The 14,746-nt window shown below is 42.8% G+C and carries 16 protein-coding genes; 7 read left to right on the forward strand and 9 right to left on the reverse strand.

Going from position 1 to position 14,746, the window contains the following annotated elements:
• Positions 1-83 precede the first annotated feature (83 nt).
• From DQW11_RS18205 to DQW11_RS22420, 3 genes are all read right to left on the reverse strand, one after another.
• On the reverse strand, positions 84-473 hold the full coding sequence (locus DQW11_RS18205; RefSeq protein WP_113925531.1) for a VOC family protein: 390 nt from the start codon (positions 471-473) through the stop codon (positions 84-86).
• A gap of 50 nt (positions 474-523) precedes the next feature.
• Positions 524-2,341, reverse strand: coding sequence for a serine hydrolase (locus tag DQW11_RS18210; RefSeq protein ID WP_113925532.1), 1,818 nt, complete (start codon positions 2,339-2,341; stop codon positions 524-526).
• 117 nt (positions 2,342-2,458) lie between these two features.
• Complete coding sequence (locus tag DQW11_RS22420) at positions 2,459-2,677, reverse strand: hypothetical protein (protein ID WP_198669919.1); 219 nt, start codon at positions 2,675-2,677, stop codon at positions 2,459-2,461.
• Positions 2,678-2,688: 11 nt separating this feature from the next.
• On the opposite strand from DQW11_RS22420, the gene DQW11_RS22425 reads away from it, so the two are divergent.
• Both DQW11_RS22425 and DQW11_RS18220 read left to right on the forward strand, forming a co-directional pair.
• The gene (locus DQW11_RS22425) at positions 2,689-2,886 is read left to right on the forward strand and encodes a hypothetical protein (RefSeq protein ID WP_198669920.1); all 198 of its coding nucleotides are present in this window, start codon (positions 2,689-2,691) and stop codon (positions 2,884-2,886) included.
• Between the two features lie 202 nt (positions 2,887-3,088).
• Entirely contained in the window at positions 3,089-3,376 is a 288-nt protein-coding gene (locus DQW11_RS18220) for a hypothetical protein (RefSeq protein WP_113925533.1), read from the forward strand.
• Positions 3,377-3,438: 62 nt separating this feature from the next.
• Here the strand turns inward: DQW11_RS18220 and DQW11_RS18225 are convergent, their stop codons facing one another.
• From DQW11_RS18225 to hutH, 4 genes are all read right to left on the reverse strand, one after another.
• Positions 3,439-3,891 carry a DUF1569 domain-containing protein gene (locus tag DQW11_RS18225; protein ID WP_113925534.1) on the reverse strand — a complete coding sequence of 151 codons (453 nt, stop codon included), beginning with the start codon at positions 3,889-3,891 and terminating at the stop codon, positions 3,439-3,441.
• Positions 3,892-3,936: 45 nt separating this feature from the next.
• Positions 3,937-5,931, reverse strand: coding sequence for a urocanate hydratase (locus DQW11_RS18230; protein WP_113925535.1), 1,995 nt, complete (start codon positions 5,929-5,931; stop codon positions 3,937-3,939).
• A gap of 482 nt (positions 5,932-6,413) precedes the next feature.
• On the reverse strand, positions 6,414-7,652 hold the full coding sequence (hutI, locus tag DQW11_RS18235) for an imidazolonepropionase (protein WP_113925536.1): 1,239 nt from the start codon (positions 7,650-7,652) through the stop codon (positions 6,414-6,416).
• 258 nt (positions 7,653-7,910) lie between these two features.
• Positions 7,911-9,482 carry a histidine ammonia-lyase gene (gene hutH / locus DQW11_RS18240; protein ID WP_198669921.1) on the reverse strand — a complete coding sequence of 524 codons (1,572 nt, stop codon included), beginning with the start codon at positions 9,480-9,482 and terminating at the stop codon, positions 7,911-7,913.
• Positions 9,483-9,749: 267 nt separating this feature from the next.
• On the opposite strand from hutH, the gene DQW11_RS18245 reads away from it, so the two are divergent.
• A complete protein-coding gene (locus DQW11_RS18245) occupies positions 9,750-10,622 on the forward strand; it encodes a LysR family transcriptional regulator (protein WP_113925538.1) in 873 nt (290 codons plus the stop codon).
• Between the two features lie 58 nt (positions 10,623-10,680).
• On the opposite strand, the gene DQW11_RS18250 is transcribed toward DQW11_RS18245, so the two are convergent.
• Together DQW11_RS18250 and DQW11_RS18255 are read right to left on the reverse strand one after the other, a co-directional pair.
• Positions 10,681-11,136 carry an RES family NAD+ phosphorylase gene (locus DQW11_RS18250; protein WP_113925539.1) on the reverse strand — a complete coding sequence of 152 codons (456 nt, stop codon included), beginning with the start codon at positions 11,134-11,136 and terminating at the stop codon, positions 10,681-10,683.
• 2 nt (positions 11,137-11,138) lie between these two features.
• Complete coding sequence (locus DQW11_RS18255; protein WP_113925540.1) at positions 11,139-11,567, reverse strand: antitoxin Xre/MbcA/ParS toxin-binding domain-containing protein; 429 nt, start codon at positions 11,565-11,567, stop codon at positions 11,139-11,141.
• Positions 11,568-11,748: 181 nt separating this feature from the next.
• Here DQW11_RS18255 and DQW11_RS18260 point away from each other — a divergent pair, with 181 nt between their 5' ends.
• From DQW11_RS18260 to DQW11_RS18275, 4 genes are all read left to right on the forward strand, one after another.
• Positions 11,749-12,039: an AbrB/MazE/SpoVT family DNA-binding domain-containing protein gene (locus DQW11_RS18260; protein WP_113925541.1), complete on the forward strand. Its 291-nt coding sequence runs from the start codon at positions 11,749-11,751 to the stop codon at positions 12,037-12,039.
• On the forward strand, positions 12,036-12,371 hold the full coding sequence (locus DQW11_RS18265) for a type II toxin-antitoxin system PemK/MazF family toxin (protein ID WP_113925542.1): 336 nt from the start codon (positions 12,036-12,038) through the stop codon (positions 12,369-12,371). Before DQW11_RS18260 ends, DQW11_RS18265 begins: the two co-directional genes overlap by 4 nt.
• Positions 12,372-12,551: 180 nt before the next feature.
• Positions 12,552-13,382 (forward strand): helix-turn-helix domain-containing protein, encoded by an 831-nt coding sequence (locus tag DQW11_RS18270; RefSeq protein ID WP_157966148.1) that lies wholly within the window; start codon positions 12,552-12,554, stop codon positions 13,380-13,382.
• A gap of 238 nt (positions 13,383-13,620) precedes the next feature.
• Positions 13,621-14,742 (forward strand): glycoside hydrolase family 16 protein, encoded by a 1,122-nt coding sequence (locus DQW11_RS18275; RefSeq protein WP_113925544.1) that lies wholly within the window; start codon positions 13,621-13,623, stop codon positions 14,740-14,742.
• The last annotated feature ends 4 nt before the right edge of the window (positions 14,743-14,746 follow it).

Genomic DNA, 14,746 nt, shown 5'->3' on the forward strand with positions numbered 1-14,746 from the left:
GACCGTTCCAGTCCCAAAAAATTGATTTTTCGATAAGAATTGTAATAAAGTAAACATTAGGTGAATCATTTTATTTTCAAAAATTATTGCAACTGCGTGCCGATGGACCACATGTTTCCAACAAAATCTATGAATGTTCCACGTCTGTCAGGATCACCATCCCGGGTTTTTGGTTGCTCCGTGATTTGGCAACCTGCTTCCTTTGCCTTGTCCATGATATGATCGACATCTGCAACATACACATGCATGACAACTGTCACAGGTGGATACTTGTCGGAGGAATCCCCGAGCATGATGACAGAGTCGTCGATCTGGATTTCAGCATGCATAATCGACCCATCCGGATTATCATACCGTCTGAGTTCTGTGGCATTAAAAATTGTTTTCAATAAATCAATTAATTGTTGGGCTCCTTTTACAATAAAGTAAGGAGAAACAGAATTATATCCTGTTGGTTTGAATGGCTTGGTCATGGGAGAATTTGGTTTGGTTTTCGAATACAGAATTGAATTATTGGAATAATTTAATTGCCCTTCTTTTTCAGAATCTCGGCAATCATCTTCTCTGCATTGATATTTTTGGGATCCATGCTGAAGGATTTTTTATAGTTTTCCAAGGCAAGATCCAGTTCTCCGATTTTCATGCTGGCTTCCGCATAGCTGTCATATACATTGGCGCTATTGGGATATAGGAGTGTATTGATTTTGAAGATATCCTGAGAAATTTTCAATTTGTCTTTTTCCATAAATCTGTAACCAAGCACGTTCAGGTTGTCTTCAGCAATGGTAGGGTCGTTTGGATCAAGTTTTTTTAGTGCTTGGTATTCCTTCAATGCTTGGTCAAATTCTCCTGCAATGATCATTTCCAATGGGATTTTTTCATTTACATCCATTTTGGGAAAGGAAACTTCCTGAATTCCAGAATCAGGATTGAGGACCTGCATTTCAACTTTATTGGTTTCTGGATTGGTTTTGAATCTTACTGGCTGGTTGTTGTCCCTGCCGATATATGTGCTGTCAGTAATTTTGATAAGTTCCTTTGGACTATCCATTAAACCTTTGCTGTACAGTACACCGTCATTTTCAAAAATTTCGATCAGCATATTTCCACCAGGTTTGTACTTGCCAATAATTTGATTTATCTCTCCAGGATTCAGATTCTTTCTTTGATAAACCGGTACAAAATCATCCCAATTATAAGTAAGGGCAACAGACCTGATTAATTCCGAAATAAATTCGGGATGGTTGGAATTGGTCAAAATGACCACACCATATCCTTTGTCTTTGTGTGCGATCAATTCGCTTGAGAATCCCTCATCCCAACCACCGTGTCCAAAATAAATTTCATCCTTCATTTTGTTGATAAAAACACCTAAACCGGTATAATCCTCTACAAAAGGAGTGAGCATCAAGGTAGTCATGTCTTTTGACAAAACAGTTTCTGGTCCTCCTTTCAGCGTCTGTTGGATGTTGATGGCAAATTTGGCAAGGTCTTCAGCGGTCGTCCATAAACCTGCGGCGGCCATTTCAGGATAAGTATGTCTTTTGCCTTTGGTCATGGTGCCATCAGGAAGGTATCCCGTTGCGGCCAATTTCAGTTGTTCAGCTTGAAGTGGCTGGTCATAGGTACTGTTGGCCATTCCCAATGGTTTTAGCACGGTTTCTTTCATCAGTTCCGGAAATGGCTTCCCGGCCACATCCATCATCATCTGCTGCATGACAGTATATCCACCGCCTGAGTACCTGAAATTCTCCTCAGGTTTTTTATTTACAAAAATTGCCCCTGAATTCGCCGGTGGGGTACCATTCAGAACTTCCACCAAAGTCGGAACAGGCAGGTCTGGGCTGTAGCCCAAAAAGCCATGTACTGTAAGTCCGGCAGAATGATTGAGCATGTTCTTAAGCGTAACTTTCTTATCATTGGTAAATTCACTGTCAGGCAATTTCCAGGATTTCAAATAGGTATTGACATCTTCTTCCAAAGCTATTTTGCCTACTTCAACAAGTTTCAATGCACCGTATGCTGCTACTGGTTTACTGATGGATCCTGCCTGAAACAGTGTCTCTTTGGTCACAGGGTTTTTGTCATCTTTGTCCATGACCCCATAGGTTTTGGTCCATTCAATTTTGCCATCATATATCACTGCGATACTCACCCCGGGAACGCCATAATGCGCCATCCGATCTTCAATAGTCCAAGTGGAATCACCTTCTATAAATACCGGACTGATGAGATTGGTTTCTGTTTGGTAAATTTTATCGCTTTGGGAGTCAGTGGCTTTTTTCTGCGAACAGGATTGTATAAAAAACAGGATCAGGAGGAAAGAAATTGTGGTTTTCATAGTGTGGGATTTTTGTAGTGCTTGAAATATAAAAATAAATTATTGACCGCTACTTTGATACAAGCTTAAAATAAAAGTGAAAAAAGAAAAGGCTATTAGCAATACTTTAATTTTTAATCATTTTTGAATCGGGTTTTTTTGCTTGGAAATAAAAATGTCTACTTCCAGGTATTTTTCTTTCATCCGGCTCAAAGCAAATGCCGCAGCCGAATCAGGGTAAACGGAATAGTCTAAGGAAGCTTTTATTACCAATGATAGAATCATCGACAAGTCAAAAATCAGCAATAAGATGCCACTTAATTTTGCGAAAAGTTCTGTTCTGAATCCGATAAGCAAAAACCGCGAATATGATTTCTACAACTGTCGCTATGAATCCTGATGCCGGGATCATCGTAGTAGGAATCCACGGATTGATCAGTTGGGTATATTCCAAAAAACTGTCCCAATTTCCCCAAACCGATATTTCTATGCTCAAAATCCCAAACCTGTCTGCTACTGATGATAAAAATCCAAATGAAATAGGTAATTCGTGGGTTTTAAAATAAGGATTTTCTTTACAAAGCCAAATTGGGAAAACCTCCTTCCGGTATAAATTTAAGCTTGTTAAATTTTCAAATTTCGGGCAAAAAAGGATTAATCATTCTATAAGAAATGGCACCCGGACTAAAACTCCTCTGCTGTCAACCCACTGTTTACAGCAGCTCCAGCCATGTTTCCTGCAGAGGCAGCGAAGACTAAAAAGCTGATATGGGTTATACCAAAAAGGCGACAGCGAGGACCAAAAAGGCGAGACGGGTCACCTCTGAGGCGTTCGTTGTCATAAAAAAGGCGAGACAAGTCACCAAAAAGGTGACACAGGTAGTTAATGAAGTGGAGGGGGGTACTTCCGAAGTACCCCCCTCCACTTGGGAAGTGCCCCTGATGAGTTTCAAGAATGATGAATTTATCTCTTCGCTCTCAGTGACCTTTATGGTAATATCTACCGACCCCTTTCCGCCACTTTGCGAAACCTTTGGGCCCTTTGCGGTAAAATAAATCAATCCGGCTTCTGGAGAAGCAGAATAACGAGACCGATTGGGGACTTAAAAAAATAAGACTCAGAGACTGCCAAACTGCCTTAAATGATGATCGAGATGCTTATATATCATCCTTGACCATTCCTTGCGGCTGAGTTCCCCAAAGAATGGATGGGGGAATAACTTGACTTGGGTTTTTACTTTTTCGAGATAGTGCAACAACTCTGTTTTTTGTTTTTCTATTTCAGTCAATAAAAATTCACTTTTTCCCATGTTCATTTCGTCCGGCGTAGCTGCTCCTTTGGGCCAAGGAATAGTCGAAAATATAAGCCATTTGCCCAATCTTGTCCGCATATATGCAGGGCCTTGGGCCTTGGAGGGAAGTTCTCCCAACGACATTTTCAATTGCGTGGTGCAATGGACAAGCATTTGCTGTAAGTTCATTTTGCCCCATTTCTTCGGACTTGAGCTTGAAAGTGCCAATATCCTTTTTCTTATTTCGGAATAATCTGAATCATTTTGGATATTTTTCATAGGTGCTTTATTTTTCACTTACAGAAATTATTTAAACAAAATACTTTAAAACCTCAATAATTCCTCATCCACCATTTCCGGTAGCGTCACTTTCAAGCTTGGGGTTCTTTCCATTTCTCTCCTGATCGCAAACAATGCTTCTTCATTTCTTGCCCAGGCACGGCGGGAGATGCCGTTGTTGACATCGTAGAATAGCATGGATTGGAGCCTTCGGTTGGCTTCTTCGCTTCCATCGAGCAGCAAGCCGAATCCTCCGTTGATGACTTCACCCCAACCAACACCGCCACCGTTGTGGATGGAGACCCAAGTCGCCCCACGGAAACTGTCACCGATCACGTTGTGGATGGCCATGTCTGCAGTGAATTTGCTGCCGTCATAGATATTGCTCGTCTCCCGAAAAGGGGAATCTGTGCCACTGACATCGTGGTGGTCTCTTCCAAGTACAATTGGGGAGGAGATTTCGCCTGATTGGATGGCTGCATTAAAGGCTTTGGCGATTTCGATCCTGCCCTCTGCATCTGCATAAAGGATTCTCGCCTGAGAGCCCACCACCAATTTATTTTTTCCTGCTTCCTCGATCCAGGTAATATTGTCCTGAAGCTGTTGCTGTATTTCCGAAGGGGCAAAGGTTTTGATTTGTTTGAGCACTTTGGCTGCGATTTGGTCGGTCTTGGCTAGGTCTTCAGGATTGCCCGAAGTACAGACCCAACGGAAAGGTCCAAATCCATAGTCAAAGCACATAGGCCCCAAAATATCCTGTACATAGGAAGGGTATTTAAAATCAATACCGTTGGCAGCCATGACATCGGCTCCGGCACGGGAAGCTTCTAATAAAAAAGCATTTCCATAATCGAAAAAGTAGGTGCCTTTTGCAGCATGCATGTTGACTGCAGCAGCATGTCGGCGGAGGGATTCCTGAACTTTGGTTTTGAATTTTTCGGGTTCTTTGGCCATCATTTCATTGGCTTCCTCAAAATCCAAACCTACCGGATAGTATCCACCTGCCCAAGGATTGTGGAGGGAAGTCTGGTCAGAACCGAGTTCGATGGTGATATTTTCCTGATCAAATTTCTCCCAAACATCCACAACATTGCCAAGGAAGGCGATGGAAACCACTTCCTCGTTTTGCTGTGCCTGACGCACCCGGAGCACCAGATTATCCAAGTCAGTTATCAATTCATCCACCCAACCTTGTTCATGCCGCTTGTTGGCAGCTTTCGGATTGACTTCGGCACAGACCGTGATGCATCCTGCAATATTTCCTGCTTTTGGTTGGGCGCCTGACATGCCTCCCAAACCTGCTGTCAGGAAGACTTTACCTTTTGGATTTATAGCAGGGCCAAGTTTTTTGCGGAAGGCATTCATCACCGTAATGGTGGTGCCGTGGACTATACCCTGAGGACCGATATACATATAAGAACCTGCGGTCATCTGTCCATATTGTGTCACTCCAAGGGCATTGTATTTTTCCCAATCATCCGGTTTGGAGTAGTTTGGGATCATCATCCCGTTGGTGACGACAACTCGTGGAGCATCTTTGGAGGAAGGGAAAAGTCCCATCGGATGGCCGGAATACATATGAAGGGTTTGTTCCTCGGTCATCTCGGCGAGGTACTTCATGGTAAGGAGGTATTGCGCCCAATTTTGAAAAACCGCGCCGTTGCCTCCGTAAGTAATGAGTTCCTGAGGATGTTGGGCCACTGCAGGGTCGAGGTTGTTTTGGATCATCAGCATGATCGCTGCAGCTTGTTGACATTTAGCTGGATAATCAGAAATTGGCCTTGCCCGCATCTCATAATCCGGCATAAAGCGATACATGTAAATCCTCCCGTATTGCTGTAATTCTTCGAAAAACTCCTTTGCCAATTCCTCATGCCAAGCCTTTGGGAAGTACCTTAGCGCGTTTCTCAAAGCCAATTTCTTCTCTTCAGGGCTTAAAATATCCTTTCTTTTTGGCGCATGGCTAAAACTAGGATCAGGTGATTTTCTAGCCGGAAGGGTGGAGGGGATGCCTTGGAGGATTTGGTCTTGGAAGGTCATTGGTAAATTTGGTTGTAATTGTTATAGTTGTTGTAATGGTTCTAATTGTTATCAGGTTGTCGATGTTGTCGAGTTTTCGGGATCGTGACCCTGAGTCCTCAACATTTTAATATGTTCAGAAAGGGAATGACGGTTGGTGTTGCGTCATCTTGAATCCGAGGTACGAGGATGAAAGATCTCAGAGCAAAAGAGACTCCTCGCAACACTCAGAGTGACGGCTCCAACAAATTCGTCATTGATAAGGTGTAACGGCTGAAGGATCTCATTTTTTTTGGTGAGACCCTTCGCTTCACTCAGGGTGACGCCCTCGAATTCTGTCATGGGTAACCCAGAGAGAAATCTTTTCCTAGAATTTGGATCAAAGACTTCTCCTTTCGTCGAAGTGACAAGGAAAGGTCTTTAGATAGTCTTTAATGCAATTTTGGGATTGTAGGCTTCACCTTTGCGGTGAATATCCATCAATATCCAATATCAATTAATATCTAAATTTTTACTCCCCTTTTAAATACCATAGCCGGTTTCAATTTTCCTTGATGGTAGGTGATTTCCCGGTAGTCCGAAGTTTGGAAAAGAAGGATATCCGCCAATTTACCCACAGCAATACTTCCCCTGTCAGACAAGCCGAGTGCAGCTGCGGCCCGGCAGGTAATTCCGGCCAAGACTTCCGCATTGCTGAGTTTCTCGAATGTTCCCAATATGGATGCCTGCATCAGCAAATCTCCCATAGGTGCCGAACCGGGGTTCCAATCTGAAGCGATGGCCAAGGAGGCACCGGCGTCCAGAAGTTTTCGGGCAGGCGTAAAAGCCATTCCCAAACCGATCGATGCGCCCGGCAATGCCACAGCAACGGTATCCGAATTGGCAAGTAATTCAATTTCCTTATCGGTACTTGATTCCAGATGATCTGCTGAAATGGCGCCAAATGCCACCGCCACCGCCGAACCCCCAACATGAAATTGGTCTGCATGTACCGTGATATCGAATCCAAAGTCTTTGGCTTTATGGAAATATGCTGCAATATCATCTGCACTAAATGCAGAATCTTCAATAAAGGCATCGATCCTGTTGCTGAGGTTTTCAGATTTCAAGATTGAGAACAATTCATTGCTGATTATTTCCAAGTATTCTTTTGCTGAACTCTCAAAATCCTTTGGGCAGATATGGGCAGCAAGGCAGGTAGGAATCAAGTCTGCTGCCGTTTCTGAATTTGCCTGTTTGATGGCTTGTAGCATTTTGATTTCTTCAGCCACAGAAAGTCCATAGCCGCTTTTTACCTCAGTGGTGGTGACGCCATCAGTGAGATGACTGTTGGCTCTTTTGACAGTGAGTTTGACCAATTGTTCCAAGGATGCTTTCCTCGTTTGGGTTAATGTATCCCAGATTCCACCCCCTGAATTGGCGATCTCAAGGTAGGATTTTCCGGTATTGCGCATCGCGAAATCTTTGGCCCGGCTTCCCGCAAAGCAGATATGCGTGTGGCAATCCACAAAACCGGGAAGCGCCACAAAGTCGCCTTGCAAGGTTTCCATTTTGGCACCGATGGACTGCGCCTCAGGATAGATGTCCCAATAACTCCCGATTTCATGGATCTTTTCATCCTTCAAAAATATTCCTGCTTCGGTGATGATTTCAAGTTGGCTGTCTTGCAAAGAGCCTTTTGCCCCCAATCCACGCATGGTCAGGAGTTGTCGTATCGGGCCGATGAGGGTGTAGTTGGGCATTTTTTGGTTAATTGTTTATTTGGTTAACTGGTTTGGTTCAAGTTTCGGATGGTTCAAGTCTCTGACTTGGACCCTTAAAATGCAGTCTTGGACTGCGAAGTGGTGAGTCCGAGGTCCAAGTCTGAAGACTTGAACCAGATTTGAGCCCAAGTCCGAAGACTTGAACAAGGTGGAAGTCCAAGTCTGAAGACTTGAACTATTTGGTCGATGGGAAATCCAAGTCTGAAGACTTGAACTATGTGGGTCTGAAGACTTGAACTAGTACCAATCAAACTCCTCGGACCACTTTGTCTCCAATTCCAAACCTTCTCTTGCAGCCACTTCCTTTGCTAAAGTTAGCAATTCTCCACTTCTGATGATGTCAATGGCTATCTCCATGTCTTCATACATGATCTGATCTTCGGTCACATGGTGGATTTTGGTACGGACATGTTCATAGAGTGCGGTCATGATTTTGCCGGACTTCAAAGGGGCATGAAAATCCACAGCCTGTGCCGCGCAGAAGAGTTCGACCCCAAGGATTTTTTCCACATTCTCAATCACCTGCAATGCCTTTCTCGCCCCTATACTGCCCATACTCACGTGGTCTTCCTGTCCCAAAGAAGTTGGAATGCTGTCAGCCGAGGAGGGAAAACACAGCCCCTTGTTTTCACTCGCCAATGCCGCCGTGCTGTATTGGGGAATCATAAACCCGGAGTTCAACCCTGTTTCTTTCAACAACAGTTTTGGAACACCCGGGGTATCGCCTTCCAAAGAAAGGTAAATCCTGCGGTCGGAGATATTGCCGATTTCAGAAGCAGCCAAACAGGCATAATCCAATGGCATGGCAATAGGTTGACCATGGAAATTCCCCCCACTGATGGTATGGTTTTCGTCAAAGACGACGGGATTGTCCGTGACGGAATTGATCTCAGTTTCGATCATTTGCTTCAGGTGAAGCCAGGCATTGCGGGAAGCACCGTGGACCTGCGGCATACAGCGCAAGGAATATGGATCCTGAACCCGCGCACAGGCCGCATGGGAATGGACAATTTCCGACTCATGAAGCAAATTCAAGATCGATTGGGCGACATGTTGGTTTCCGGCGTAAGGGCGGAGTTGGTGGAGGTCAGCACTGAATGGCTTTGTCGAACCCAACAATCCCTCCAACATCATTGCCCCGGTGATGTCGGCATGGGCAAGGATATTGTAAAATCTGTCTACCACCATCACTCCAAAAGCAGCAATGAATTGAGTGCCGTTGATCAGGGCCAAACCTTCTTTAGGCCCAAGGTGAATGGGTTCCAAATCAAGTTGTTGAAAAAGTTTGGCTGTTGAAATTATTTCACCTTTGAAATGGACTTTTCCCAATCCGATCAAAGGCAAAAATAAATGTGAAAGCGGTGCCAAATCCCCAGAGGCACCCACAGAACCCTGTTTGGGCACGACAGGGACAATATTGTTTTCAATGAAAAAAAGGATCCTGTCCAAAGTACTTTCCTGAATTCCCGAAAAACCCTGTGCCAAAGCATGGGTTTTCAGCACCAACATCAGTTTGGCGATTTCGATGGGGATGGGTTCGCCGAGGCCGACAGCATGGCTTTTCAGAAGGTTTTCCTGGAGTTTTTTGGTTTGCTCCGGAGAGATCATCGTGGTGCAAAGCGGTCCAAAACCGGTGTTGATGCCATAAACGGGTTGGCCTTTGCTGACTATTTTTTCGACAGCCTGACTGCTCGCTTGGATTTTTTTCCGGCTTTCAGGAGAGATGATGCCTTTGATATCGCCCCTGCAAATGGCGAGTGCGAGGGATGCAGTGAGTCGGTCTTGGCCACATGAGAAGGTGTTTTTCATTATTCAGATTTTTGTCTCCTACAAAGACGCAAAGTTTAGGAGAGTTTCAATTACAAAAATAACTTTCTGCTTTGATAATTATTGATACCAATATTATCAATAACTGATAACTTTGAGTTATTAAAAAATTTCTTTAGATTTTGACTTAGAATTCAAAATAGAAAAGTGTTGGAATACTGATTGGGTATAATCGATAGTAATTCAAATTTTGGCGAATGAATATCTATTTAAAAATCTTTTCGACTTTGGGTCTTTGCGGGGACTAATATGAATTTAGAACTCAGACACCTGGAATATTTTCGAGCCGTTGCCGAGCACCTGAACTTTAGAAAGGCAGCGGAGCGGCTCTTTATTTCCCAACCGGGACTCAGCAGGCAGATCAGACAGATGGAGGAGATTTTGGAGGTGGAGCTTTTTTACCGTACCAAAAGATCCGTGACGCTGACTGCCGCCGGAGAATTTCTCAAAGGTGAGGTTGATTTTATTTTCAACCATTTGGAACTGACTACCCAACAGGTCAAGAACATAGCTTCGGGGAAGATTGGGGAGTTGCGGATAGGGTTTTTGGGTTCGGCAGCACATCAGGTGATTCCGGATTTGTTGGTTCGCCTGAGCAGGGAATTTCCCGGAATTCAAACCAATCTGGAAGAATTGAGCAACCACCTTCAGGTGGAAATGCTGGAAAAAGACAAGCTCGATCTGGGTTTTGTCAGGTTGGCGCGGGTACCGGATGGACTCAGCATGAAGGTAGTACATCGCGACACGTTTTCATTGGTATTGCCACATAGCCACCCGATTGATGATGATACTTTTGAGCATGTTGGCCAACTTCAGGAGGAGCCATTCATTTTGTTTTCAAGTGACTACAGCAGCATTTATTTTGATAAAATCATGAGTATCTGCGAGGACAGGGGATTTACACCAAAGATTTCCCACAAATCGGTCCATGCGCTGACCATTTTCAAGTTGGTAGAAGCGGGGCTTGGTGTGGCAATTGTGCCGAGTTCGCTGAAGGAAGGTTATGATCTGAAAGTGAAGTTTATCGAGATCAAAGGGATTCCGCAGCATACAGAACTTTTTGCCGTTTGGAAAACCGAAAACCGCAATCCGGCATTGAAGCATGTTTTGGAAATATTGTGACTAGGAAATCAAAGGAAAAACCAATTCCTAAATAGAAAATTTAAGAAGACCATTGTTTTCAAAACAACCTCCCATCCCAATAAAAATCTTCCAAGCCAATAAGTTTGACATGCGAAGAAAATGAATCATGCTTCGTGTTGATGACAAAATTATGCTCTTGAGGGATCAGAGCGGAAGGGACTTTGAGTATCAGACTTTCTCTTTTTTCAAACCATTCGCTACCGATTTCCTGAAGGCGGGGGTAGGATTGTAGGGTATTCCAATTCGGTGAAAGGTCGGAAAGCTGTATTTCCCGGACCATTTCCTGATTTTCAGTTGGGATTTCTATTACCATTACTTTATAAGTTTCGGATTGGATGATTGCTGACCGGTGAACCACCAATTCCAAACTTGCCAAAGCCCTACTTTCCGAAGCATAGATTACAAATTGCCCGGCTTTATTCCATCTGTTTGTTGCACCTGAAGCTTCAAGTTTTTCGGCATATTTTGCCTTGCTGATCCGATAAGCCAACATATCTACACGTTATCGCCATATTCCATGGCCGTCAACCTGTCATCTGTAAACCTGATTCCTGACGAAGTGCTTAGAAAATCCTTTGGAGCCAGGTTGTCAAAAAAGTAATTCTTGGTATCGAGCCATTTGTCGAAGTTTTCAGCATTTCCAAAAACATCTGTTCCGTGTTGGTATAGAGACAAAAGCAAAACCAAATGTTCTTTTAAGCTTTCTTTTAGGTCAGATTCAGATTTGCGATAGTTCCTCAGCGTCTTGACACTGACATCCAGCCAATGGGCTATCACCTCATCACTGAATGAAGTAATCTCCTTTAGGTAGTTGAGGTATTGTAGATCCACTTCTTCATTTTTGATAAAAAACAAGATGTCGATGTCGTTGCCAATGGCAGGAACATGCGATTTGCTGAATTTCGGAAATGTAATATCACCCATAAAGGAAGAAATTTAAATTCAAATATAGGGAAAAATTACCGTATATAAAAGGTAAAAATACCAAATTAAATATATCATCCTTATTTGATAATAAATGACAATTGGAAAGATTTGCAATTCTATGAATTTAGAATTTTTAATTATTGTTATAACAAGTTATTACATTTTCGTATAATCGTACATGGAAACAAAAGTCAGAAAGATCGGAAACAGCAGTGGGGTGATTTTGCCTAAAACACTGATAGAAAAATATAACCTTACTGATGTGGTCATCGAAGACAATGGAGATGGAATTGTGATCCGACCTGCCAATACCTCCATATTTCAGGTAAAATTGGCAGAGGTCAAAAAGAATAAAGAGAAAATTTATGCAAAAATGGATTCACAGGCAGGAGAGAAGCGAATTATAGATTTCTATTCCAAAGAGGAAATTGAATTTGGTAATATTGACCTAGAAATCCTCGATTTATGAAATATGGTGAAGTTTGGCTTGTTAATTTTGAGCCTCAGGTTGGACAAGAAATTAGAAAAACCCGTCCTGCGATCATTGTGAATCACGATTCGGTAGGCAAACTCCCCCTTAAAATTGTTGTTCCACTTACCGATGCATTAAAAACCAAACAGGAGTGGATGGTAGAATTGAAACCCAGTCAAAGCAACGGATTGGAAAAAGAGTCTTTTGCCGATTGTTTTCAAATCAAAAGTTTATCAGAACAAAGACTGATTAAGAAAATCGGAATTTTAAATGAAGATGAAATTTCTGAAATTCAGGTCACTTTAGTCAAAGTGTTGAATTTAATCTGATTCGAAATTTTAGAGAATCTCACTTCTCACTTCTCAAATCTCAAATCTCACGTCTCATATCTCATTTCTCAAGTCTAATTCTCAAATGCCGTGTAAATGTCGGGTTTAATCCTCCCCAAATTCGGATTGGTTTTCTGAAATTCAACCCAAATTGCGATGGTAAAACAAAACCATATTATCATGAAACAACCGGAATTGGGCCAAAAGATTCTCGAACTGAGAAAGGCCAAAGGATTGACACAGGAAGAACTTGTGGAGCTATGCAACATCAACGTGCGCACCATACAGCGTATCGAAGCCGGGGAAGTGACTCCGAGGACTTATACCATCAAAAGTATTCTGGAGGTATTGGGATATGATTTTAAAGAAATCCAAAACAACAATGAAGAGCCTGCATCCATCAGTTCCGAAATAATCGGGAAAGCAGCATTTCTAAAAATAGCCTTTTTTGTAGGAATCGTTTATTTCCTTTTGACTTTTGTGGAAGGTGTATTTGATTATGGACTTTGGGAAGCGGGGGAGGAGATCAGTCCGGAAGCAGCACCATGGTATATCGCCGTCAAGATCGGTATCATGCTCACTTTTGGGGTTTTCACTTTTGGCTATTATAGATTGAGTCTCATCAAACCAAACGTCATAGTGAAAGCTGGGAGTATCTTATTGATCATTGCGACATGCTTTGGCGTAGCTGCAGATATTTATGGATTTAACAATGCCTCTGTCTGGCAATCTGTCCAGTTTTCCAAGGCAATTCTTTTCGGAGCGCTTTATATCGTTTTTGGCTTGGGCCTGATCAGGTATCAAACTGAATTCGGGTCTTTTGCCTTGGTCACAGGAATATTAAGCATCATTTCGGGTATCGCTTTTCTGAGCATCATTTTGGCTATTCCCGGATTGTTTGTATTCACAATCTTCGAAATCTTGCAACTCGTCTTGCTTTACAAAGCATATGAATCCATTACAGGCAAAAGCCCGAGTCCAAAAAATCTGGATATCCACGCTTTTGGGTAATTGGGATTTGGTTATGGAGGTACTGGGTATTGGCTATTGGGTTATTGGTTATTGGAATGAAACATGGTTTAATGATTAAATTTCTATCGCTGCCCTAATCCTTACAAAGCCCCTGTTCTGATATTCGGAGCAGGGGTTTATCTTTGATTTATTTTTTGAATTCCCGTTTGGGTAGCTTTTTAAAGATTGGTGATAATTACCTTATATTTGGGAAATTGATAATTATACCACGACAAAAATGAAATCAATAAGGAACATATGGTGGGTTCAGATCGCATTGATTTGGCTCGTCCTTGGTTGCAATCAGGAAGATGTTGACCAACAGGCCAAAATGCCGACTAACCTGGAAGTAACAGTAGAAAAACTGGGCAAGGGATCGGTCAAAATCACTGTTCAGGCGAATAATGCCAATTTCTACAAAGTAAATTATGGATTGCCCAATCTAACTCCCGAGAGAATGACAGGCAATGCTGTCGTATACGCCTACACTACGCCCGGTTCCTTTGTCATTACGGTGCAGGCACATGCTACAGAGACTGATTTTATTACTGCGACGAAGACCGTAGAAATCACCCCGGCTGAAGTTGGTATCGGCGTTCCCACCACAGGATATGTAAGCCCTTTGACGTACACAGGATATAATCTAGTCTGGAACGATGAATTTGCAAGCACGAGTCTTTCAGATGATTGGGTTTTTGAAATAGGAGATGGGTGTCCCGGACTCTGTGGATGGGGAAATAATGAGCTCCAGTATTATCGTCGTGAAAATATAGAACTAAAGGATGGTTACCTTTTCATCAATGCCAAACAGGAAAGTTTTGGCAATAAAAATTATACCTCCTCAAGGATAAAGACCCAAGGCAAAAAGTCATTTAAGTATGGTAGAATTGACGTGCGGGCTGTACTGCCAAAGGGACAAGGACTATGGCCTGCCGTTTGGATGCTTGGTGACAATATCACTACTGTAGGTTGGCCGGCCTGCGGGGAAATTGATATCATGGAAATGGTGGGAGGCAATGCAGATGGAGGGGACAATACCATTCATGGCACGGTACATTGGGACAACAACGGATCCAATGCGAATTATGGAGGGAGTAAAAAGAAAGTTTCAGGAATATTCAAGGACGACTTCCATGTGTTTTCAATTATCTGGGATGAGGCAAAAATTGTTTGGTTATTGGACAATGTCCCTTTTCATGAAATCGATACCCGCCCTGTTGGTTTGGATGAGTTTAGAGAGCCCTACTTTTTATTGCTCAATGTAGCTGTAGGTGGAAACTGGCCTGGAAGTCCAAATAGTACAACCTCATTTCCCCAGCAAATGGTCGTAGATTATGTGCGGGTCTTTCAGAAAAATTGAAATC

Source organism: Cognataquiflexum aquatile (assembly GCF_003316845.1).
Lineage (GTDB): Bacteria > Bacteroidota > Bacteroidia > Cytophagales > Cyclobacteriaceae > Cognataquiflexum > Cognataquiflexum aquatile.

Excerpts from the sequence above, each read along its gene's own strand:
- DQW11_RS22425 (WP_198669920.1), top strand. The coding sequence starts at position 2,689 with ATGATTTCTACAACTGTCGCTATGAATCCTGATGCCGGGATCATCGTA.
- DQW11_RS18265 (WP_113925542.1), top strand. The coding sequence starts at position 12,036 with ATGAAATATGGTGAAGTTTGGCTTGTTAATTTTGAGCCTCAGGTTGGA.
- DQW11_RS18275 (WP_113925544.1), top strand. The coding sequence starts at position 13,621 with ATGAAATCAATAAGGAACATATGGTGGGTTCAGATCGCATTGATTTGG.
- DQW11_RS18210 (WP_113925532.1), bottom strand. The coding sequence starts at position 2,341 with ATGAAAACCACAATTTCTTTCCTCCTGATCCTGTTTTTTATACAATCC.
- hutH (WP_198669921.1), bottom strand. The coding sequence starts at position 9,482 with ATGAAAAACACCTTCTCATGTGGCCAAGACCGACTCACTGCATCCCTC.
- DQW11_RS18225 (WP_113925534.1), bottom strand. The coding sequence starts at position 3,891 with ATGAAAAATATCCAAAATGATTCAGATTATTCCGAAATAAGAAAAAGG.
- DQW11_RS18205 (WP_113925531.1), bottom strand. The coding sequence starts at position 473 with ATGACCAAGCCATTCAAACCAACAGGATATAATTCTGTTTCTCCTTAC.
- DQW11_RS18260 (WP_113925541.1), top strand. The coding sequence starts at position 11,749 with ATGGAAACAAAAGTCAGAAAGATCGGAAACAGCAGTGGGGTGATTTTG.
- DQW11_RS18270 (WP_157966148.1), top strand. The coding sequence starts at position 12,552 with ATGAAACAACCGGAATTGGGCCAAAAGATTCTCGAACTGAGAAAGGCC.
- DQW11_RS18250 (WP_113925539.1), bottom strand. The coding sequence starts at position 11,136 with ATGTTGGCTTATCGGATCAGCAAGGCAAAATATGCCGAAAAACTTGAA.
- DQW11_RS18255 (WP_113925540.1), bottom strand. The coding sequence starts at position 11,567 with ATGGGTGATATTACATTTCCGAAATTCAGCAAATCGCATGTTCCTGCC.
- DQW11_RS18245 (WP_113925538.1), top strand. The coding sequence starts at position 9,750 with ATGAATTTAGAACTCAGACACCTGGAATATTTTCGAGCCGTTGCCGAG.
- hutI (WP_113925536.1), bottom strand. The coding sequence starts at position 7,652 with ATGCCCAACTACACCCTCATCGGCCCGATACGACAACTCCTGACCATG.
- DQW11_RS18230 (WP_113925535.1), bottom strand. The coding sequence starts at position 5,931 with ATGACCTTCCAAGACCAAATCCTCCAAGGCATCCCCTCCACCCTTCCG.
- DQW11_RS18220 (WP_113925533.1), top strand. The coding sequence starts at position 3,089 with ATGGGTTATACCAAAAAGGCGACAGCGAGGACCAAAAAGGCGAGACGG.